The organism is Rathayibacter sp. PhB127 (assembly GCF_003751665.1).
In the GTDB taxonomy this organism is placed as follows: Bacteria; Actinomycetota; Actinomycetes; order Actinomycetales; family Microbacteriaceae; genus Rathayibacter; species Rathayibacter festucae.
The window spans coordinates 521,860-542,221 of the sequence record NZ_RKHW01000002.1; the positions used below are offsets into that span (position 1 = coordinate 521,860).

Here is a 20,362-nt window from a genome sequence, read left to right on the forward strand (position 1 = left end):
GGCGATCCGACCGACAAGTGGCGGAGAGAAGCCCCGATCCTGCCTAGGCTCGGGGGGACGGACGGGCGCGGCCCCGGCGACGAGGACACGGGGATGAGCTACTTCGACGAGCTGTACGAGCGGCACGAGGACCCCTGGGGGTACACGAGCCGCTGGTACGAGGAGCGCAAGCGCGCCCTCACCCTCGCGAGCCTGCCCGAGCGCCGCTACGACTCCGTCCTCGAGATCGGCTCCTCGATCGGCGTGCTGGCCGAAGCGCTCGCCGCGCGGGCCGAGCACCTGCTGGCGATCGACGTCTCCGCGGCCGCCGTGGAGCGGGCCGCTCGCCGGCTCGCGGCGCTCGCGCACGTGCGGGTCGAGCACCACGACATCACGCGCGGGGTGCCGGAGGGTCCGTTCGACCTGATCGTGCTCTCCGAGGTCGGCTACTACCTGGGGCGCGAGACGCTCGAGCGCACGCTGCGCGGGGTGCGCGACCGGCTCTCCGCCTCCGGCGAGCTCGTCACCGTGCACTGGCGGCACCCGATCGACGGCCTCGAGCTCGACGGCGACGCCGTCCAGAGCGCCGTCGCCGGTCTCGGCCTGCACCGGATCGCCCGACACGAGGAGGAGGACCTCCTGCTCGAGGTCCACTCGCGCGACGGCCGCTCGGTCGCCCGGCGGACGGGGCTGCTGTGACCCGGATCGAGGAGCTGCTGGTGGTCGTGCCGGCCCACGACGAGGAGGAGCGGATCGGCGCCACCGTCGCGTCGATCCTCCGGAGCGCCGCGCACCTCGCCACCACCGCCCCCGATATCGCGGTCCGCCTTATCGTCGTGGCCGACGGCTGCACGGACGCGACGGTGGAGCGCGCGCGGGCCGCGGGCGCCGAGGTCCTCGAGCTCGAGCGCTGCGGAGTCGGCGCGGCGCGGGCGGCCGGAATCGCGCACTCCCTCGGCTCCGTCCCCGGCTCCGTTCCGGACGACCGGGTCTGGCTCGCGAACACCGACGCCGACACCGTCGTGCCGGAGGAGTGGCTGCTCGAGCACGTCGAGCACGCCCGCCACCACGACGCGCTGGTCGGCACGGTCCGGCCCGACCCGTCCGACCTCTCGCCGGAGATGTACGGCCGCTGGCAGCGCACCCGGGAGCGGGAGGAGTCGATCGGCAGCATCCACGGCGCGAACCTCGGCGTGCGGGCGAGCGCCTACCTGGCGGCCGGCGGCTTCGGCGGCGAGCCGCTGCACGAGGACGTCCTGCTGGTCGAGCGGCTGCACGCCGCCGGCGCCCGGGTGGGAGCGACCGACCGCGGCGAGGTGACCACCTCCGGGCGCCGACGCAACCGCGTGGACGGCGGGTACGGGCCCTACCTGCACGACCGGTTCGCGGACGCCCCGGTGCACTGACGCTCCCGCGAGCGCAGCCACCTCTGCTACTACGCGCGGGCGCAAGCAGATCCGCGAGGCCGTTGTCAACGGTCCGGGCCTGAATTGTCACGGCATCCGCAGGAGAGTGGAATGGGGGCCGAGCACGACCCTGTGCTCTCTCCGATGGAAGGGTCACCGCATGAATCCCCGCCTCGTCCTGCTGGCGCTCGTCGCCCTCGCCGCGTACGTCTTCGGCGCCCGCGCCGGCCGCGGACGCTACGAAGAGCTCCGCCATCTCGCACTCGGTGTGTGGAACGACCCGGCCACGAAGAAGACGCGCAAGAAGCTCAAGAAGACCTCGAAGCGCGAGGCGAAGCACTTCACCGCGGTCGCCGACAAGGCACGCGCGAAGGTGCAGCGCTCACTCCGCTGATCGACATCATCTGCAAGGACGCCTTCACGACAGGCGTTGACGCTCGCACCGGAACGGCCGGTCGAGCACACTACGAAGGAGACACATCATGGGCATCATCGGTTGGATCGTTCTCGGCCTCATCGCCGGCGCACTCGCAAAGCTCATCCTGCCCGGCAAGCAGGGCGGCGGATGGATCATCACCATCATCCTCGGCATCGTCGGCGCCCTCCTCGGAGGATTCATCGGCGGCGCGCTCTTCGGGCGCGACGACCCGATGGGCTTCAACCTCGTCAGCATCATCCTCGCTGTCGTCGGCGCCATCATCGTGCTGCTGATCTACGGCGCGATCACCGGCCGCAAGTCCCGCGCGTAGTCACGCGACCCCCGAAGGCCCCCGGCATCCGTGCCGGGGGCCTTCGTCGTTCCCCGAGCGTCCGATGGCGCCGGACGACCGCCGATGTTCGCCGGCGGCGCAAGGCCTTGCACCTGGGAGGCCCCGGGGCGTGGACTGTACTCCGGCCGCAAGCTCTCCGATGCGGCCGATCCCCGGACGAAAGGACGCTCGAGTATGAGCACGGACGCGAACACTGTCCCCACGATCACCCTCAACAACGGAGTCGAGATCCCGCAGCTGGGCTTCGGTGTCTTCCAGATCGACCCCGCCGAGACCAAGGACGCGACGCTCGCCGCCCTCGAGGTCGGCTACCGCCACATCGACACCGCCGAGATGTACGGCAACGAGGCCGGCGTCGGCGAGGCCGTGCGCGCCTCCGGCCTCGACCGCTCCGAGGTCTTCGTCACCTCGAAGCTCAACAACGGCTTCCACGCCCGCGAGGACGCTCTGCAGGCGATCGACGACACCCTCGCCGAGCTGAAGTTCGACTACGTCGACCTCTTCCTCATCCACTGGCCGCTGCCGAAGGTGGGCGACTACCTGGAGACCTGGAAGGCGATGGAGGAGATCTACCGCAGCGGCAAGGCGAAGGCGATCGGCGTCTCCAACTTCCAGACCAACCACCTCAACCGGCTCCGCGCCGAGGCGACGATCGTCCCGGCCGTGAACCAGATCGAGGTGCACCCCTTCCTCACGCAGGAGGAGCTCCGCGCCTACGGCGTCGAGCACGGCATCGCGACCGAGGCCTGGTCGCCGATCGCGCAGGGCAAGGTCCTGGACGACGAGGCGATCGTGCGCATCGCGCACAGCGTCGACCGCTCCCCCGCGCAGGTCGTCCTGCGCTGGCACATCCAGCGCGGCGACATCGTCTTCCCGAAGTCGGTCACCCGCAAGCGCGTGGAGGAGAACTTCGCGCTCTTCGACTTCGAGCTGGACGACGAGTCGATGACGGCGATCTCCGCGCTCAACCGCGACGAGCGCACCGGCCCGAACCCGGACGAGTTCAACTACATCCCCAGCTGACCCTCGGCTGCTGAGCCGGCACCTCCGGCTCGCCCTCACGCCTCCGGCTCGCGGGATCCTCGGATCCCCGCGAGCCGGAGGCGTCTCCACGTGCCGGAGCTCCCGTGGGAGACCTCCGGCACGCGGGATCGCCCTCGGCACGCGGAAACCGCGGACTCCAGCGAGCCGAACACCCTTCCACGAGCCCAAGCACCCCGCACCACACCTCCGGCACACCTCCGGCACGCGGGATCACCTCCGACACGCGGAAACCGCGGACTCCAGCGAGCCGAACACCGTTCCACGAGCCCAAGCTCCCCACACCGCACCTCCGGCACGCGGGATCACCTCCGGCACGCAGAAACCGCGGACTCCAGCGAGCCGGACACCGTTCCACGAGCCCAAGCTCCGCGCACCGCACCTCCGGCACACCTCCGGCACGCGGGATCACCTCCGGCACGCAGAAACCGCGGACTCCAGCGAGCCGGACACCGTTCCACGAGCCCAAGCTCCCCGCACCGCACCTCCGGCACACCTCCGGCACGCGCGATCACCTCCGGCACGCAGAAACCGCGGGTTCCAGCGAGCCGGACACCGTTCCACGAGCCGAAGCTCCCCACACCGCACCTCCGGCACATCTCCGGCACGCGGGATCGCCCTCGGAACGCGGAAACCGCGGACTCCAGCGAGCCGGACACCGTTCCACGAGCCGAGGGTCCCCCCGCCTCAGCTCCGGCACGCGGAAGCACCCTCGGCACGCGGAAACCGCGGGTTCCAGCGAGCCGGACGCCGATCCGCGAGCCCGAGGTCGGCCGGGCGCAGCTTCGGCTCGCGGAAACGGCTCCGGCTCGCGGGATCCGTGGATTCCTGCGAGCCGGAGAGTGTTCCGCGAGCCGGAGCGGCGCGGAGGCGGGTGGTGCCTACTGCGAGTCGCGCCAGGAGTGCTCGGGAGCGTAGCCGAGGACCTCGCGGGCGTGGTCGATCGAGAGCAGCGTGTCGTTCACGCCGAGCTCGCCGCGCAGCTCGACGCCGGGGAAGACCTCGGCGACCAGCTCGTCGTTCGGGCGGGTCATCACGGTGTCGGCCGCGGCGATGATGAAGCGGTCGAAGCCGGGCTCGCGGTGCGCGAGGGCCTTCTCGACCGCCTGGGCGCCGTCGCGGCCGTCGATGTAGCCCCAGAGGTTCCACTTGCGCAGCGTCGCGTCGGCGTCGAAGGACGGGAACTCGGCGTAGTCCTCCTCGTTCATCACGTTGGAGAAGCGCAGGCCGATGATGGTCAGGTCCTCGTGCCAGCGGCAGAGCTCGATCGCGAGCTGCTCCTCGAGGTGCTTGGTGAGCGAGTAGACCGACTCCGGGCGGGCCGGGTACTTCTCGTCGACGGGGATGTAGGGCGGCGGCACGTCGAACGGCAGGCCGAGCACGGTCTCGCTGGACGCGTAGACGATGCTGCGGATGCCCGCGCGGATCGCCGCGTGGAAGACGTTGAAGGTCGACGACATGTTGTTCTGGAAGGTCGCGATGTCCGGGACGATGCCCGGCGCCGGGACGGCCGCGAGGTGCACGACCGCGTCGATCCCCTCGTAGCGGTCGCCCACGGCCTGCAGGGCGTCGACGACCTGCCCGTAGTCGGTGATGTCGATGCTGATGACGCCCTCGCCGCGCGTTCCCGCGCGATCGAGGACGAAGACGTCGTGGCCGGACTCGCGGAGACGGGTGACGACGCTGCGGCCGAGTTTCCCGGATCCACCGGTGACTGCGATTCTCATGCCTCGAACGCTAACGGGCCGCGGGCCTGCGGACGAGGGCTGGCGGATCAGTCCGAGACGTGGAGGGAGATGCCGTCGCCGACCTCGGGCGTCGTCTCGTCGGCGACGAGCTCGGTCCAGCGGCGCAGTACGGCGGCGCCGGCCTCGTCGTTGATCGCGCCGTCGACCACGAGGATCGGGTACGGCTTGTCCGGGACGCCCTCCGCGGGGCGGACGTCCACGTGGGCGACGTCGTAGGCGTGCTCGGCGAGCCAGTCGGCCATGGCGTAGTCGCTGCGGGAGTCGCCGACCGTGCGCCAGCGCTGCGGGATCGGGCCGGTGGCGCCGAGCAGCTCGACGGCGCGCTGGGCGCCGAGGTCCTTGCCGAGGCGGTTGGACTCGATGTCGGTGGAGATCACGGTCGGGTCGATGCGGTACTCGACGGCGCCGGTGTCGTTCGGGTAGCGGATGCCGCGGCGCTCGACGCCGAGGCCGGCCGCGGTCATGATCTGCAGGGCGTCGGCGTCGAAGACGAGCTGGCGCTCGAGGTAGTCCTCGCTGGAGAGGTCGACGAGCTGCTCGGCCGAGACCATCGCGCGCTTGGTCTCGTCGAAGAAGACCAGGTCGTCGTAGTCCTCGCGGATCATCCGCTCGAGGTCGCGGGCGACCGCCTCCGGGATCGCGAGCGACTCGTCGACGATCGGCTCGGAGGTGCCGCGGTAGTCGACGGTGAACCAGACGGCGCCCTTCTCGCAGACGCAGACGATCCGCGCGTCGGCCGAGACGCCGCGCTCGAGGAGCGGCGGCAGCACGCGCTCGCGCAGGAACGCGTCGGAGCGGCCGGTGTTGAAGACGAGCGGGATGCCGGCGTTCGCGAGCGCGACGAGGTCGTCGGCGATCGAGTCGATGGCGATCGTGCGGCTGATCGGGCTGGCGATCGGGCCGTCGACGTCGAGGAGCAGGCCGAGCGGAGGCGGGGTGGAGGTCATCGTCTCCATTCTGCCGTGCGGGCGCGTCCGGCCGTCTCCGCGAGATGCCACTTGTGCACGCTTTCCTCGGCGTGTCGCGTGCACAAGTGGCATCTCGCGGAGGGGAGGAGGTCAGGGGGAGGAGGGGGGGTCAGTCTGTGGGGAGGACGAGGGTGCGTTGCGTGAGGGTTCCGTCGGGGGACTCGACGGCGAGGGTGATCAGGGTCTCGGCGTCGCGGCAGGGGACGGAGAGGGCGGAGTAGCCGGTCGCGCTGAGGTCGACGGGGGTGCCGGACTGCGCGTCAGTGGTGCCGACGGCGAGGCGGGCGGAGACGCCGCCCTCGGTCTGCCAGGAGAGCGCGACGGGGACGGAGGCGGTGCGGTCGCCGGCGCAGTCGATCGTCGCGGGCGAGGCGGTGAAGGAGAGGACGGCGGCCGCGGCGGTGGCGGCGCCGGGAGCGGCCGAGGCGACGACGCCCTCGGTCGGGGAGGCGGCCGCGGAGGCGCCGGTGGCGGGGGTGGTCGCCTGCGTCGCGGGCCCGGTGGCCGCGGTCTCGGTGGGTCCGGTCGACGCAGAGGCGGCGGCCGAAGCGGAGGGGGCGACCGGGGTGGAGGTCGGAGCTCCCTCGCCGTCGGCCGGGCGGACCAGGAGGACGATCGCGACGATCACGGCGACGAGACCGAGGACGGCGAGGACGATCCCGAGGGTGCGGGCGGTACGGGGCTGCATCGGGACTCCTCGGTGGTGCGGGTGCGGTGGTGCGTCGGTGCGGTGGTGCATGTGATGCGGGGAGGGCGAGGCGGGAGGGCCGGCGGATCGTGCTCGCCGGCCCTCCCGCGGCGGAGGCTACGCCTCCTCGACCTCGCGGCGGCCGCGGGCGATCAGCAGGGCGCCGAGACCGAGCACGAGCGCACCTCCCGAGAGCAGCAGCCAGGGGCCGGTCTCGACGCCGGTCGACGCGAGGCCGCCGGTGCCCGGCTTCGCGACGGGAGCCGCGGTCGCCGTGGCGGTCGGCTCCGGAGCCGCGGTGGGCGCGGCCGTCGGCGCGGCGGTCGCGGTCGGCTCAGGAGTCGCGGTGGGCTCCGGGGTTGCCGTCGGCTCCGGAGTCGCGGTCGGCTCCGGGGTCGCGGTCGGCTCGGGAGTCGCCGTGGGCTCCGGAGTAGCGGTCGGAGTCGCGGTCGGCGTCGCCGTCGGCTCAGGCGTCCCCGGCAGCTCGACGGCCGCGCCCTCGGGCGCCACGGCGAGCAGCGCCCGGGCGACGTCGCTGAACGCGCCGACCGGGTGGTTGCGGAAGACCGGCGAGGTGCCGAAGAGGAAGCCCTCGGTGCCCGACTCCGTCGCGAACGAGACGGCCGAGGCCTGCCCGGCCGCGTCGCTCCGGGACTGCCCCTCGGACGCGACCCAGTGCCCGGCGACGAAGGTGTCCTCGGCGGCGTAGCTCTGCTCCACCGTCACGGACGCGTCGAAGCCCTCGAACCAGAGCGCCGGCGAGACGAAGGCGGTGTCCTGCGGGTAGTCGCCGAGGATCCCGTCGGCCGGGGTCTCGACCGAGACGATGCCGTTCGAGCCGCTGGTGCCGGTCTGTGCGGTCAGCGTCGCGAGGCCGAAGTCGGTCGCGAACGCCGCTCCCGCTCCGCCGCGGCCGACCACGTCGCCGCCCGCCGCGAGGAACTCCTCGACGGCGGTGCGGCCCGCGGCCTGCTCCGGGGTGAAGGACAGCGCGCGGCCGAGGAGCAGCACGTCCGCGTCGGTCAGGACGGTCTCGCCCGAGGCGAGCGTGTCCGCCGTGACGGCGACCGCGTCGGCGAAGCCGAGCTTGGCCAGCGCGTCGCGGTCCTCGTGCGAGCCGGAGTAGGCGACGCGGACGGCGGACAGCGCCGTGCCGTCCTCGTCCTCGATCCGCTCGGCCGTGGTCGCCGTGAAGTCGACGCCGAACTCGGCGGCGGCGGCCTTCGCGGCGGCGAGGCCGTCGGCGTCGGCGCGCAGGGCGATCGTGCCGTCGGCGAACTGCTCGAGTGCGACTCCGGCGCCCAGGAGCGCGTTCACCGCCTGGTACTCGAGCACGCCGCGCGGCTCGAAGGCGAGGTAGCCGGCGTCGGCGGGGACGCTGCCGCTCGGGGCGATCGCGGTGACCGGCTCGAGCTCGACGGCGGGCATCGGGTCGAGCGTCGAGCCGACCGGGATCACGTCGGCGCCCCAGAGCAGCGAGAGGCTCCAGGCCGAGACGTCGTACATCTCGGGCACGCGGTCGGAGATGTCGGTGCCGTCGGCGAGCAGCACGTTCGCGAGGCCGCGGACGGGCTGGTGCATGTCCACGACGTAGGAGCCGGCGGCGTAGGTCGTGCCGCCCGCGGTCATCGCCGTGGTCGTGCGATCGACCTCGACGCCGTGCGCGAGCAGCTGCGCGACGAGGGTCTCGGCGTCGGAGGAGGAGCGCTGCGCGTCACCGGCGGGGATGACGTAGGCGCGGGGGTACTCGGTCGTGTAGACGTCGGTCTCGTCCCAGATCTCGGTCCACTCGGTCGGCGTGCCGGCCGGCAGGTCCGACGCGGCGACGTCGGCGTGGATCTCGACGGCCGGGGCACCGGTGACGCCGCGCTCGAAGATCTGCACCTGGTTGCTCAGCAGGGCGTCGCGGTTGGCCTCGATGTAGTCGACCGAGGCGTCCATGACGATCCCGGCGACCTCGATGTCGATGTCCGCGTTGGCCTGGCCCTCGGCGATCTCCTCGGGCGTCTCATTGGCCGTGCGGCCCAGCGGCAGCTCCACCGTGTTGGTGATCGCGCCCTGGAAGGCGACGTACTGCGGCGCGAAGATCGGAGGCCAGTCGTCCCAGCCCGCGCGTATATCGCGGTAGGGGATCAGGATCTGACCGGTGTTCTCGGTCGTGACGCTGCCGTCGGCGGCCTTGTAGGTGTTGCCGGGCACGTCCGCCTCGACGACGCGGCGCTCGATCTCGAGCGCGGTCGCGTAGGCGTGCGGCAGGAACAGGTCGTACTCGTAGTTCTCGCCGTGCGGCGGGCCGCAGGGCTCGACCTGGAGGATGCCGGTGTAGCCGTGGATGTCGATGAAGTAGGTCGGCTGCAGGACGCTGGAGAGGTCGCGGATGACGGCCGCCTCGTTGGTCGCGCCGGTGATCATGTCGCGGTTGGGGTCGTAGCCGGCCGCGACGGCGCGCTGGCCGAGGGCCCGGCCGTCGGGGTTGTTGGTGACGGTGAAGTAGAGGCGGTTGCCCTCGAGGAGCGCCTCGGTCTCGGCGTCCTCGGCGGTGGCCACCTTCTCGATGTAGTTCAGGATCGCGTCGGATCCCTCCCACTCGTTGCCGTGGATGTTGCCGTTGAACCAGGTCGGCACCTTGTACTCGGCCATCAGCTCGGCGTCGGCGGCGGCCGCCTCCGGCTCGTTCTTCAGGTGGTCGCGCCACTCGGCCTGCCGCGCGGTCTCGGCGGCGGTCTCGGGAGCGGTGACGGTGACCAGGTAGATGTCGCGGCCGAGGCCCGACTTCCCGACCACCTGGGTCGAGACGCGGTCGGAGCGGGCGGCCAGGTCGTTCAGGGCCGGCGCGATCTGGTCGTACGGCGTGACGCCGCGGGTCAGCGAGGCGTCGGTCGGGTCGACCGCGACTTCGGTGAGGGCCTCTCGGTAGGGGTAGCTCGCGGGCTCGGCGATCGGCGCGGAGGCGGGGCGGACGAGGTCCACCCGCTCGAAGGCGGAGGGTGCGGCGGCGGTCGGTGTCGCGGCGGTGGTCGCTGTCGCGGCGGGCGCGATCAGCAGACCGCCGGCGGCGAGCGCGAGGGCCGCGCAGCCGGAGGTCAGGGCGGTGCGTGTTCTCAAGCGGAGATCTTTCGTGTCGGAGGTCGGCGCGGACGAGGCTCCGCGCTCGCTCCTGCGTCATCGACCTCGGAGCAACGTGTGAACCCTCTCAGGAACCTAGGCCACCCGTGTTTCCGGCACGTGTCACGCCCGGCCCCCGCCGCGAGATGCCACTTGTGCACGCGACACGCCGTGAAAGGCGTGCACAAGTGGCATCTCGCGCGGGGGATCAGCCCAGGAAGAGGGAGAGGAGGAGGACCATGCCGAGGGCCAGGACGGAGGCGAGGGAGACGCCGACCGTCACCGACTTGAGGGCGCCGCGCACGGACTGGCCGAGGAAGCTCTGCAGCAGCCAGAAGGTGTTCGAGGTGACGTGGATGCAGAACAGCGCGCCGGAGCCGGCGGCGAGCGCGATCAGCAGCGGATCGAGTCCGAGGGTCGCGGCGACCGGGGCCACGACGCCCGCGGCGGTGATCGCCGAGAGGGTGACCGAGCCGACGGCGATGTGCAGCACGGCCGCCATCAGCCAGACCAGCAGCAGCGGCGCGGCGGCGTTCGCCGAGAAGTAGCCCTTGAGCAGCTCGCCGAGGTCGCCCTCCGCGATCACCGCCGCGAGCGCGCCGCCGACGCCGGTGAGCAGGAAGATCTGCCCGCCGTCCTGGAAGCCCTTCGCGACCGCCTTCTCCATCCGCGCCGTGCCCGCGACCCAGCGGCCGACGAGGCCGGTCGCGATCACGGCGAGCAGCAGCGCGATCACCGGGTTGCCGAGGAACTGCAGCACCGGCACCTCCGCACCCGCGACCGAGAGCACGGCCTGCGCCGCGATGAGCAGCAGCGCGAGGAGCATCGGGGCGAACAGCAGGAGCAGCGGGCGCTCACGCGGGGCGTCGGCGTCGCGTGCGTCGGCGGTGTCGCCGGCGTCGGCGGACGGAGCGGACCCGCCCCTCGAGGACCGCCCGGATCCCTCCGAGCCGGATCCGATCGCCTCGCTCCCGGCCCGCTCCCCCGCCGGCACCGTCGCGAGCCCGGCGGTCTCGTCGCGCACGACGAGCTGCTCGTCGCGCGCCGGATCCCAGAAGCCCAGGCGGAAGGCGAGCGACATCAGCAGGATCGTGACCACGACGGTCGGCGCGACCACCACGAAGCCGCCCAGCAGCATCACGCCGAGCGGCACCCCGAGCAGCCCGGCGAGCGCCACGGCCGCGAAGCCGGGCACCATCATCACGATGCCCATCTCGAGGCCGACGGCGAAGGTCACGGCGACGATGCCCGTGCCGGCGGGGCCGAGCCGCGGCGCGATCCGCCGGGCGAGCGGCGCCGCGATGACGATCAGGGCGTCGACGAAGATCGTCTGCAGATAGGTGGCGAAGGAGAGCCCGAGCGCGTACGGGATGCCGCGCTTGCCGAAGACGCGCAGCAGCCCCTCGACGAGGCGGACGACGGCGCCCATCTCGTTGAGCATCGCGCCGATCAGGACGCCCCAGCCGATGAGGAGGCCCGCCTCCATCATCACCTCGCCGAAGCCGCGGGTCATCGTCGAGACGGTGTCGACGGGGCCGAGCCCGGTGAGCAGCCCGATGGCCGCCGCGCCCACGGCGAGCGCGAGCACCGGATTGAAGCGGTAGCGGACGATCGCGACGACGACCACGACGATGACCAGGGCGACGACGCCGAGGGTGTACCACTCCGGCATGACGCCTCCTCCGCCCGCGGCGGCGCGGGCTCTCACACCCTAGGGGTGCGGAGGATCCGGCGCAGAACACCCGCGTCACCACGCGGGTCTGCCGCGTGAGGGGGTCCGCCCCATGGACTCCTGGCCACCGCGGTCCTACGGTGTGCGCATCGGCGATTCCCGTCGCCGCGGTCGGAGCCGTGGATCGTTCGACCCGCAGCACTGCTCTGCCCGCACCCCGAGTGCAAAGGAGCACCTCGTGAACAAACGCCTCTTCCTCACCGCGGCCGCCGCCGTCGCGGTCACGACTCTCGTCTCGGCCCCTGTCGCCCAGGCCACCCCCTCCCCGCTGTCCTTCGTCTCCGTCACCGATCGAGCGACCGGACTCGTCTCGCCGCTCAGCTTCGCCGTCGATGCGGGCGGCACCGCCTACGTCGCGCAGAACTTCGCCGGCATGCTGACGAAGGTCGCTCCCTCCGGCGCGACCTCGACCCTGGTCGGCGCGCCCGGAACCGAGATCGGGGCCGTCTCGGTCCGCGGCTCCACCGTCTACTACAGCGAGGGCGTCCAGGAGGAGGGCAAGGCGCTGCTGCGGTCCGTGCCGACCGGCGGCGGAACGCCGACGACCGTCGCCGACCTCGGCGCGTACGAGGCGAGCGCGAACCCCGACGCGGGCAACAGCTACGGCTTCCTCGGCCTGCCCGCCGAGTGCGCCGCCCAGGTGGACCCGGAGGTCGCCGGACCCGCCTCCTACACCGGCCGGATCGACGTGCACCCCTACGCGTCGGCAGCGACCAGCGCCGGTGTCTACGTCGCCGACGCGGCGGGCAACGCGATCCTGAAGGTGACGCCGAACGGCGTCGTCTCGACCCTGGCGGTGCTGCCGACCACGGCGCCGATCACGATCACGGCGGAGCAGGCGGCGGCCTTCGGCTTCCCGGCCTGCACCGCTGGCTACCGCTACTCGTTCGAGCCCGTCCCGACCGACGTCGAGGTCGGCCCCGGCGGCTGGCTGTACGTGTCGACGCTGCCCGGCGGACCGGAGGACGCCAGCCTCGGCGCCCGCGGCTCCGTGGTGCGGGTGAATCCGGCGACCGGCGAGATCCGCACGGTGGCCACCGGCCTGCTGAGCGCGACCGGCCTCGCGGTCGACCGCGTCACCGGCACCGTCGTGGTGACCGAGCTGTTCGGCGGCCCGGAGGGCACGGGACGCGTGGCGCTGATCCTGCCGCGCACCTCGACGCCGATCACCGGGCTCGCGGTCGTCTCGCCCGCGGCGATCGAGCTGCGCAACGGCGCTCTCTACGTCGCCCGGAACGCGTTCGTCCTCTCGCCGGAGGGCGCCCCGCAGCCGATCGGCACCCTGACGGTCGCCCGGCTGCGCGGCTTCGGAGCGGCGATGACCGCGGTCGACTGAGGCCCGCTGCACTCCGCTGAAGCCCGCTGAGTCGCCCGGGAGGGCTCGTTCTCCACGCCGAGAACGAGCCTTCTCGGGCGACTCAGCAGCTCCGGGCCTGCGCGGTGGGGGCTCGGCGCCGCCCAGGAGGAGGGAATAGCGTGGCGGGATGGCACTGACGCTTCCCGAGCCCCGGCTCCCCTCGCTCCTCGACTCCCCGGTGCTGCGCTGGGGAGTCCTCGCCCCCGGCTCGATCGCCGGCACCTTCGTCGCCGCGCTGCAGAAGCACACCCGGCAGCGCGTGGTCGCGGTCGGCTCGCGCTCGCAGGAGCGCGCCGACGAGTTCGCCCGGCGCTTCGGCATCGAGCGCGCCTCGGTCGGCTCCGACGCGGTCGTGAACGACCCCGAGGTCGACGTCGTCTACATCGCCTCGCCGAACTCGGAGCACGCGCGCCAGGCCCTGCGCGCGATCGCCGCGGGCAAGCACGTCCTCATCGAGAAGCCGTTCGCCACCACGGCGGGCGAAGCCGAGATGATCGCGCACGCGGCGCGCGACGCCGGCGTCTTCGCGATGGAGGCGATGTGGATGCGCTACCTGCCGCAGATGGACGTGGTGCGGCAGCTCCTCGCGGACGGCGCGGTCGGCGCTCCCGCGCTGGTGTCCGCCGACTTCGGCGCGGCGTTCGCGTTCGACCCGGCCAGCCGCATCTTCGATCCGGCGCTCGCGGGCGGCGGACTCCTCGACGTGGGCGTCTACGCCTCGTCCTTCGTCTCGATGGTGGCCGGGGCGCCGCAGAGCACCGTCGTCGCCGGCGCGCTGACCTCGACCGGAGTGGACGCGATGGCGACGATCGTCGGCCGGCACGCGCACGGGATCCAGTCGGTCGCGACGTCGACCGTGCTTGCCGACACCCTGCACGCGGCGAGTGTGGCGGGCAGCGAGGGACGGATCGACGTGCACCCGTCGTTCTGGACACCGAGCGGCGTCACCCTGACCCGCGGCGCCGAGAGCGCCTCGTGGCGGGATGAGACCGGACTGCAGGGCGGCGAGGGCCTCGCGTGGGAGGCCGTGCACCTCGCGCAGTACGTGGCGGAGGGGCGCACCGAGTCGCCGGTGCATCCGCTGGACGAGACGGTGCAGGTGGTGCGCACGCTCGACGAGGCGCGCCGCCGCCTGGGCGTCGAGGTCTGACGACAGCGGTTCGATCTGCAGGCGATCCGGCCACCGCGCGGCACTCCCCCGCGGAGGAGAGCGTGTTCCGGACGGCATCGCCTGCAGATCGCGCGTCAGCCCGCGGGCAGCTCCACCCGGAAGCTGGTGCGCCCCGGCTCCGACTCGACCAGCACCCGCCCGCCGTGCGCGTCGACGACGGCCGCCACGATCGCCAGGCCCAGCCCGGTCGACCCGGTGGTCCGCGCCCGCGAGGAGTCGCCGCGGGCGAAGCGCTCGAACAGCACCGGCACCAGCGCCTCGTCGATCCCCGGACCGGAGTCGGTGACCGTCACCACCGCGATCGGCCGGCCGCGCTCGTCGCGGCACTCGGCGAGCGCCGCGACGACGCGCGTGCCCGGCGGCGTGTGCACGGTGGCGTTCCGCAGCAGGTTCGCGACCACCTGGTGCAGCCGGAAGCCGTCGCCGCGGATCTCGATCGGCTCCTCCGGCAGGTCGAGGTCCCACTCGTGGTCCGGTCCGGCGACGTGGGCGTCGGACACGGCCTCGATCAGCACCATCGTCAGGTCGACCGGCTCCTTCTCGAGATCGCGGCCCTCGTCGAGGCGCGCGAGCAGGAGGAGGTCCTCGACCAGCGAGGTCATCCGGGTGGCGGCCGACTCGATCCGGTCGAGCGAGTAGCTCGCCGACTCCGACAGCTCGACGTCGCCGCGGCGGGGCAGCTCGGCGTAGCCGCGGATCGCCGCGAGCGGCGTGCGCAGCTCGTGCGAGGCGTCGGCCACGAACTGCCGGACCTTGTTCTCGCTGGCCTGGCGCGACTCCAGAGCACCGCCGACGTGGTCGAGCATGCGGTTGAAGGCGGCACCCACCCGGCCCACCTCGGTGCGGACGTCGGCGTCCTCCTCCGGCACCCGCTCGATCAGCTCGACCTCGCCGCGCTCGAGCGGCAGCTCGGCGACGCGGGTCGCCGTCGCCTCCACCCGCTCGAGCGGCCGCAGCGCCACCCGGATGATCGCGGTCGCGATCAGGGCGACCAGCAGCATCGCGAGCAGGACGACGACGACCACGACCGTGGTGAGGGTCCGGAGCGTGTCCTCGGCCTCGCCGAGGGGCACTCCGACGATCACGACCGAGCCGTCGATCACGCGCGCCTCTGCGCGGTACTGGCCGAGGGCGTCGCCGAGATCGAGGGTGGTCGCGTCACCGGCGTCGGCGACCGCGGCGGCCAGCACGGAGTCGGCCGGGTCGGCGAACTCCCGGCAGGCCCCGGAGCTGTCGATGTACGCGCCGGTGTAGGCGCCGGACGCCCCGAGCACCGCCGTGATCGTCTGGGTGTCCTGGTTCGGCCGCCCAGCGAAGTCGCCGCTCGGGCAGGTGGTCGCGCGCTCGATCGCGCTGGAGCCGGCGAACTGGCCCGGTCCGTCGAAGCCGGCCAGCCGGTCCAGCGACTCCGAGAGCTGCGTCTCCGCGTTGTCGTAGAGGATGCCGCGCAGCGACAGCACGCTGACCGTCCCGACGATCCCCGCGATCACCGCGACCAGCGCGACGACGGCGACGACCATCCGGCGCCGCAGCGTCCAGGGCGCGCGTCGGGACGCGTTCGAGCGGCGCAGTGCCGACCGGGTCGCGAAATCGCCGAGTGTCGGCCGCAGCCGCCCGCCCCCGGTCGTCACTGCTCGGCGGGCTTCAGCAGGTAGCCGGCGCCGCGGACCGTGTGGATCATGGGCGAGCGCCCCGCGTCGATCTTCTTGCGGAGGTAGGAGATGTAGATCTCGACGACACTCGACTTGCCGCCGAAGTCGTAGGACCAGACGCGGTCGAGGATCTGCGCCTTGCTCAGCACGCGGCGGGGGTTCCGCATCAGGAAGCGCAGCAGCTCGAACTCGGTCGCGGTCAGCTCGATGTCGGTGCCGGCCCGGCGCACCTCGTGGCTGTCCTCGTTGAGGACGAGGTCGCCCACCACGACCTCGGGGTCGTCGGCGTCGTTGGCGAGCAGGGTGGAGCGGCGGATGAGCCCGCGCATCCGGGCGACGAGCTCCTCGAGGGAGAACGGCTTGGTGACGTAGTCGTCGCCACCGGCGGTGAGCCCGGCGATCCGGTCGTCGAGCGCGTCCTTCGCGGTGAGGAAGAGGACCGGGGTCTCGCTGCCGTCCGCGCGGATCCGCTGGAGCACCTGCAGCCCGTCGATGTCCGGCAGCATCACGTCGAGCACGATGACGTCGGGGCGGAACTCGCGGGTGATCGTGATCGCGGAGCGGCCCTCGGCGGCGGTGCGCACCTCCCAGCCCTCGTAGCGCAGCGCCATCTGCAGCAGATCGGTGAGGGTGCTCTCGTCGTCGACGACGAGGACGCGGATCGGCGTGCCGTCCGCTCGCTTGAGGCGGGTGCGCTGCGCGGAGGCGAGATGCTTCGAGGGGGCCGGGGTGCTCATGTCTCCCCAGTATCAGGAGTTTCCTATGAGCGCGCTATGCCCGGACGATGGCCCGGCTGTGCGCGGCCGGAGAGGCGCGGAGACGACCATCGGCAGCACCAGCCACCTTCGTCCTGGAACAGGTAGTGAGGGAGAGGACCGCCGCCCCTCCTCCTGCTGGTCGAGTAGCCCCGCCAGGGGTGTATCGAGACCCACCATCGTCACGAGGGCAGGTCTGCAGACTCGTCCTTCTGGTGCTGGCGGATCTCGATACACCCGCTCCGCGGGCTACTCGATCAGCATGGGGAACGGACGCGCGGCGCCCCTCTTCATGCTGGTCGAGTAGCCCCGCAGGGGCGTATCGAGACCCACCGTCATCCAACAGAACGGTCTGCAGACTCGTCTCCTGACGCGAGTGGATCTCGAGAGGCTCGCTCCGCCGGCGACTCGATCAGCAGGGCTTCCCCAGATGTACCGGGTGATCGTCGAGAGCAGACCCGTGCGCAGCCGGGCACAGCTCCCGTCAGCGACGCGCGTCCGGCGGCCGGTGACCCCTGGCGCGGCGTCTCGGCAGCGGCGCGGGTGGTCCACCCTCGACGAGCGCGCGTGCGGCCGTGACTGCGGACGGCGCGGAGGGGAACGACAGACGCCGCGACGAGCCGGATCGACCCGGCGACTCCGAGTGATCGACCGGCCGGGTGATGCTCTCGAACATGGCCAGCATCGGCGCCAGATCGGACTGCTCCATCGCGGCGCGGCACGCGTCGTCATTGACGGCGCCTGTCGTCCTGCTCCAGTCGAGCTCCCATCCGGCGTCTCGGGCGATACGCGTCCAGAAGACGCGCTGCGTACGTCCGTTGCCCTCGCGGAACGGATGCGCGTAGTTCAGCGCGTCGTAGAGCTCGGAGAGCTTCTCGATGAAGGGACCGCGTTCGAGGCCGCGGAGCATGTCCGCGTCGCGGAGCTGCAGAGCGACCCACCCGACGCCGGTCGGGACAGCGGACGCCGCCTGGAAGTGGGCGGCGCCGGCGATGTTCTTCGCCATGTCAATCGTGCGCAGCCGACCGGCCCATGGGTAGACGTCCTGGAACAGCTGTCGATGGATCGCCATCAGCTCATCGAGATCTCCCGTCGGCTGCGGAGGTCTCGCGAGCAGCTCGGCGAGGCGGGAAGACGAAAGGTCGGCCTCGGCGGAATCGAGGTCGACCTTCGTTCGACACCCGACGAGGTTGCGCAGCAGACCCGTGTCGGGATCGATGTACGGACCCACGTCGGACGAGGCCGTATCGAGGTCAGACGAGGCCGTACCGAGCGCGCGTGCGCTCGACGAGCTCGGATTCGTCGATCTCTCCCGCGACGTAGTCGGCCGCGTCCTCGCGCCACTCCTCCGTGACCGCGAGACCCTCCATCGCCGCCGAGTGGACAGCGGTCTCGATCCGTTGGCGACGCACTCCGGAGGGTGCCGCTGCGACGCGCTCTGCGGTCTTCGTCACCATCGAGGGCCCCCTTCGTTCCCCGTGATTCTACCCGTCGACCGAGAAAGGTCGAGGGTAGGAGCCGGCGACTGCCGGACGCCGGCCCGGGCGAGCCCTAGCGCTTCGATCCCGGCGCCGGCTCGTCGGCCGGGTCCGCGTCGAACTCCTCCGGGTCGACGACCGCCGAGCGGGCGTAGCCGCGCACGCGCCGGTCGATGAAGGTCGCGAACCAGAGCAGCACGCCGATCACGAGCAGGACGCCCGCGATCTCGTACTGCGCGATGTCGCGGCCGGAGGTGATCGGCAGCACCAGGTAGAGGCAGGCGATCGCGCCGAGCACCGGCAGCACCGTCGGCGTCCGGAAGTGCTCGTGGTCGACCGGCTGGCGCCGCAGCACGAGCACCGCGACGTTCACCACCGCGAAGACCGCGAGCAGCAGCAGCGACGTGGTGCCGCCGAGCAGGACCGCGATCGGGTCGGAGGGGTCGCGCGACACGTACGCGGTGAGCAGCAGCGCGAGGACGGTGGTGAACAGGATCGCCGCCCACGGCGTCCGTCGGCCGGCCAGCACGTTCTTCAGGAACGGCGGCAGCACGCCCTGCTTGCTCATCCCGTAGAGCAGTCGGCTGGCCATCATCATGTTGATCAGCGCGCTGTTCGCGACGGCGAAGAGGGAGATGAAGGGCAGCAGCGTCGAGATCGGGAAGTCCGGCGCGGCGGTCTCCACGACCGTCACGAGCGGGGTGTCGTTGCCGGCCAGCTCGCCGATCGGCACGATCGCGACGGCGAGCGTCGAGACCAGCACGTAGACGACGGCGGTGATGCCGAGACCGGTCAGCATCACCTTCGGGAAGATGCGGCTCGGATCCTTGGTCTCCTCGGCCATGTTGACCGAGTCCTCGAAGCCGACCATCGCGAAGAAGGCCAGCGAGGTGGCGGTGCTGATCGCGAGCAGGAGCGACTTGTCCTCCGGGGTCTCGAACGCGACGACCCGGGAGAAGTCGGCCTGGCCGCCGAAGACCGCGAAGAAGCAGACGAAGATCACCAGCAGCAGGCCCGACAGCTCGATCAGGGTGAGCACGACGTTGAGGCCGACGCTCTCCGCGACTCCGCGCAGATTCACCAGCGCGATGCAGACCATGAAGATCAGCGCGATGCTCAGCCGCGTGCCCGCGCCGTCGCCGAGGCCGAAGCCGATCGCGAAGTTGCTGGCGAACGCGCCGGAGGCGGCCGAGGCCGAGGTGATCCCGCTCGCCATCACGGTGAAGCAGACCAGGAAGGTGACGAAGTGGATCCCGAACGCCTTGTGCGCGTAGAGCGCGGCGCCGGCGGCCTGCGGGAACTTGGTCACCAGCTCGAGGTAGGAGCAGGCGGTGAGCGTCGCGACGACGAAGGCGATCACGAACGGCAGCCAGGCGGCACCGCCCACCTCCGAGGCGACCTGCCCGGTCAGCGCGTAGATGCCGGTGCCGAGGATGTCCCCCACCACGAAGAGGAGGAGGAGCTTGGGGCCGAGGACCCGCTTGAGCTCGGGAGGTGCCGTCTTCTCGCTGGTCGCCGTCATGATCGCGCCTCCATCGGTTCGTACCGGGTGGCGCGAGCCTAGGGCCGCGCGGGAGGCAGGGGGAAGCCCCGAGGACGGGAACGACGGCGCGAGCGCGTCCGGGAACGCAGAAGCGCCAGGACCCCGAACCGGTCCTGGCGCTTCCGTGGTGGTGCGATCACCGGGAACGACCGAGGTCGCCCCGCTCAGGTGATCGAGACCTAGATCGGGAGGCAGACCCCGACGAAGCCGGTCAGCGGGAAGGCGGAGAGACCGGTGAGGTTGGTGGCCGCGGCGTTGTTCCCCGTGTTGGTCTCCGTGTAGCCGGCGGGGACGCTGGCGAGGGAGAGCCGGAACTCGGCCACCGCGAAGACGCCGAGGACGCCGGTGATGTCGATGATCGCCGACGGGGTCGCCGTCGCGATGGTGAAGGTGATGGTGTTGTTGACGAGCACGCCGACGGTCGCACCCGTGGCCGAGACGCCCACATCGGCCAGGCGGGGGCTGGTCAGTGTGAAGGTCGTGCCGGCGGGGATGTTGCCGGTCGCCGCGGACACGGTGAAGCGCGGCACGACGCCGCCGATGGTGAGCGTCCGGCAGGCGCGCGAGACGACGATGTCGACGGTCGCGTTCGACGCGGCGGCGGCGGGCGTGGCCATCGCCACGGCGACGACCGGGACGCTCCACGCAGCGGTCTTGGCGAGAGTGCGGCGGGAGAGGGAGTTCTCGGGCACGGTTCCCCTTTCGAGGGCTGGGGTCGGAAGCCGTGCGTCGGAGGAGCCCCCCGCGTCCGGACAAGGGGAAACCTAGGGAGATGTCCTCCTCCGGACTACACGGATGCAGGAGAGCGAGGATGACTCGAACTGGACATGGCCAGGGAGCTGCTGGAGCGTCCGCTGGGAGCGCGAGCAGAGAATTCCGCGCCGTTCCGGGCGTCGGCGCCCCGACGTCCGGGTTCGCCCGTCGGCCGGGGCTCTGCGGGTGCGCGCGCCGGACCCCCGCGGACTCTCG

General features: G+C 72.1%; 18 protein-coding genes. 7 read left to right on the forward strand and 11 right to left on the reverse strand.

Annotation, left to right across the window (positions count from 1 at the left end; genetic code table 11):
• Positions 1–93: 93 nt before the first annotated feature.
• The 5 genes from EDF22_RS12785 to EDF22_RS12805 all read left to right on the forward strand — a co-directional run bounded on the left by EDF22_RS12785 (position 94) and on the right by EDF22_RS12805 (position 3,178).
• Entirely contained in the window at positions 94–678 is a 585-nt protein-coding gene (locus EDF22_RS12785) for an SAM-dependent methyltransferase (RefSeq protein WP_123705274.1), read from the forward strand.
• The gene (locus EDF22_RS12790; RefSeq protein WP_123705275.1) at positions 675–1,385 is read left to right on the forward strand and encodes a glycosyltransferase family 2 protein; all 711 of its coding nucleotides are present in this window, start codon (positions 675–677) and stop codon (positions 1,383–1,385) included. The genes EDF22_RS12785 and EDF22_RS12790 overlap by 4 nt, the downstream gene beginning before the upstream one ends.
• Before the next feature lie 160 nt (positions 1,386–1,545).
• Positions 1,546–1,779: a YtxH domain-containing protein gene (locus EDF22_RS12795; protein ID WP_123447798.1), complete on the forward strand. Its 234-nt coding sequence runs from the start codon at positions 1,546–1,548 to the stop codon at positions 1,777–1,779.
• 88 nt (positions 1,780–1,867) lie between these two features.
• Entirely contained in the window at positions 1,868–2,134 is a 267-nt protein-coding gene (locus EDF22_RS12800; protein WP_056041656.1) for a GlsB/YeaQ/YmgE family stress response membrane protein, read from the forward strand.
• Between the two features lie 195 nt (positions 2,135–2,329).
• The gene (locus EDF22_RS12805) at positions 2,330–3,178 is read left to right on the forward strand and encodes an aldo/keto reductase (protein WP_123447799.1); all 849 of its coding nucleotides are present in this window, start codon (positions 2,330–2,332) and stop codon (positions 3,176–3,178) included.
• An 899-nt stretch (positions 3,179–4,077) separates the two neighbouring features.
• Here the strand turns inward: EDF22_RS12805 and EDF22_RS12810 are convergent.
• The 5 genes from EDF22_RS12810 to EDF22_RS12830 all read right to left on the reverse strand — a co-directional run bounded on the left by EDF22_RS12810 (position 4,078) and on the right by EDF22_RS12830 (position 11,377).
• Complete coding sequence (locus EDF22_RS12810; protein WP_123447800.1) at positions 4,078–4,923, reverse strand: NAD(P)-dependent oxidoreductase; 846 nt, start codon at positions 4,921–4,923, stop codon at positions 4,078–4,080.
• A 47-nt stretch (positions 4,924–4,970) separates the two neighbouring features.
• Positions 4,971–5,891 carry a hypothetical protein gene (locus EDF22_RS12815; protein ID WP_185038907.1) on the reverse strand — a complete coding sequence of 307 codons (921 nt, stop codon included), beginning with the start codon at positions 5,889–5,891 and terminating at the stop codon, positions 4,971–4,973.
• Between the two features lie 130 nt (positions 5,892–6,021).
• Positions 6,022–6,600: a hypothetical protein gene (locus tag EDF22_RS12820; RefSeq protein ID WP_123705277.1), complete on the reverse strand. Its 579-nt coding sequence runs from the start codon at positions 6,598–6,600 to the stop codon at positions 6,022–6,024.
• A 117-nt stretch (positions 6,601–6,717) separates the two neighbouring features.
• Positions 6,718–9,705 carry a M14 family zinc carboxypeptidase gene (locus EDF22_RS12825; RefSeq protein ID WP_123705278.1) on the reverse strand — a complete coding sequence of 996 codons (2,988 nt, stop codon included), beginning with the start codon at positions 9,703–9,705 and terminating at the stop codon, positions 6,718–6,720.
• 208 nt (positions 9,706–9,913) lie between these two features.
• Complete coding sequence (locus EDF22_RS12830; protein WP_123705279.1) at positions 9,914–11,377, reverse strand: GntP family permease; 1,464 nt, start codon at positions 11,375–11,377, stop codon at positions 9,914–9,916.
• 238 nt (positions 11,378–11,615) lie between these two features.
• On the opposite strand from EDF22_RS12830, the gene EDF22_RS12835 reads away from it, so the two are divergent.
• Positions 11,616–12,773 (forward strand): ScyD/ScyE family protein, encoded by a 1,158-nt coding sequence (locus EDF22_RS12835; RefSeq protein ID WP_185038909.1) that lies wholly within the window; start codon positions 11,616–11,618, stop codon positions 12,771–12,773.
• 148 nt (positions 12,774–12,921) lie between these two features.
• Entirely contained in the window at positions 12,922–13,944 is a 1,023-nt protein-coding gene (locus EDF22_RS12840) for a Gfo/Idh/MocA family protein (RefSeq protein WP_123705281.1), read from the forward strand.
• 95 nt (positions 13,945–14,039) lie between these two features.
• On the opposite strand, the gene EDF22_RS12845 is transcribed toward EDF22_RS12840, so the two are convergent.
• The 6 genes from EDF22_RS12845 to EDF22_RS12870 all read right to left on the reverse strand — a co-directional run bounded on the left by EDF22_RS12845 (position 14,040) and on the right by EDF22_RS12870 (position 20,085).
• The gene (locus tag EDF22_RS12845; RefSeq protein WP_260303446.1) at positions 14,040–15,596 is read right to left on the reverse strand and encodes a cell wall metabolism sensor histidine kinase WalK; all 1,557 of its coding nucleotides are present in this window, start codon (positions 15,594–15,596) and stop codon (positions 14,040–14,042) included.
• Positions 15,593–16,354: a response regulator transcription factor gene (locus tag EDF22_RS12850; RefSeq protein ID WP_123447806.1), complete on the reverse strand. Its 762-nt coding sequence runs from the start codon at positions 16,352–16,354 to the stop codon at positions 15,593–15,595. The genes EDF22_RS12845 and EDF22_RS12850 overlap by 4 nt, the downstream gene beginning before the upstream one ends.
• A gap of 502 nt (positions 16,355–16,856) precedes the next feature.
• A complete protein-coding gene (locus EDF22_RS12855) occupies positions 16,857–17,603 on the reverse strand; it encodes a Fic family protein (protein WP_123705282.1) in 747 nt (248 codons plus the stop codon).
• Positions 17,604–17,625: 22 nt separating this feature from the next.
• Positions 17,626–17,829 carry an antitoxin VbhA family protein gene (locus EDF22_RS12860; RefSeq protein ID WP_123705283.1) on the reverse strand — a complete coding sequence of 68 codons (204 nt, stop codon included), beginning with the start codon at positions 17,827–17,829 and terminating at the stop codon, positions 17,626–17,628.
• A 94-nt stretch (positions 17,830–17,923) separates the two neighbouring features.
• Positions 17,924–19,372, reverse strand: coding sequence for an APC family permease (locus EDF22_RS12865; RefSeq protein ID WP_123705284.1), 1,449 nt, complete (start codon positions 19,370–19,372; stop codon positions 17,924–17,926).
• Positions 19,373–19,572: 200 nt separating this feature from the next.
• Positions 19,573–20,085, reverse strand: coding sequence for a hypothetical protein (locus EDF22_RS12870; RefSeq protein WP_123705285.1), 513 nt, complete (start codon positions 20,083–20,085; stop codon positions 19,573–19,575).
• Positions 20,086–20,362: the final 277 nt, after the last annotated feature.

Excerpts from the sequence above, each read along its gene's own strand:
- EDF22_RS12805 (WP_123447799.1), top strand. The coding sequence starts at position 2,330 with ATGAGCACGGACGCGAACACTGTCCCCACGATCACCCTCAACAACGGA.
- EDF22_RS12850 (WP_123447806.1), bottom strand. The coding sequence starts at position 16,354 with ATGAGCACCCCGGCCCCCTCGAAGCATCTCGCCTCCGCGCAGCGCACC.
- EDF22_RS12820 (WP_123705277.1), bottom strand. The coding sequence starts at position 6,600 with ATGCAGCCCCGTACCGCCCGCACCCTCGGGATCGTCCTCGCCGTCCTC.
- EDF22_RS12795 (WP_123447798.1), top strand. The coding sequence starts at position 1,546 with ATGAATCCCCGCCTCGTCCTGCTGGCGCTCGTCGCCCTCGCCGCGTAC.
- EDF22_RS12865 (WP_123705284.1), bottom strand. The coding sequence starts at position 19,372 with ATGACGGCGACCAGCGAGAAGACGGCACCTCCCGAGCTCAAGCGGGTC.
- EDF22_RS12840 (WP_123705281.1), top strand. The coding sequence starts at position 12,922 with ATGGCACTGACGCTTCCCGAGCCCCGGCTCCCCTCGCTCCTCGACTCC.
- EDF22_RS12800 (WP_056041656.1), top strand. The coding sequence starts at position 1,868 with ATGGGCATCATCGGTTGGATCGTTCTCGGCCTCATCGCCGGCGCACTC.
- EDF22_RS12815 (WP_185038907.1), bottom strand. The coding sequence starts at position 5,891 with ATGACCTCCACCCCGCCTCCGCTCGGCCTGCTCCTCGACGTCGACGGC.
- EDF22_RS12860 (WP_123705283.1), bottom strand. The coding sequence starts at position 17,829 with ATGGTGACGAAGACCGCAGAGCGCGTCGCAGCGGCACCCTCCGGAGTG.
- EDF22_RS12830 (WP_123705279.1), bottom strand. The coding sequence starts at position 11,377 with ATGCCGGAGTGGTACACCCTCGGCGTCGTCGCCCTGGTCATCGTCGTG.
- EDF22_RS12785 (WP_123705274.1), top strand. The coding sequence starts at position 94 with ATGAGCTACTTCGACGAGCTGTACGAGCGGCACGAGGACCCCTGGGGG.
- EDF22_RS12810 (WP_123447800.1), bottom strand. The coding sequence starts at position 4,923 with ATGAGAATCGCAGTCACCGGTGGATCCGGGAAACTCGGCCGCAGCGTC.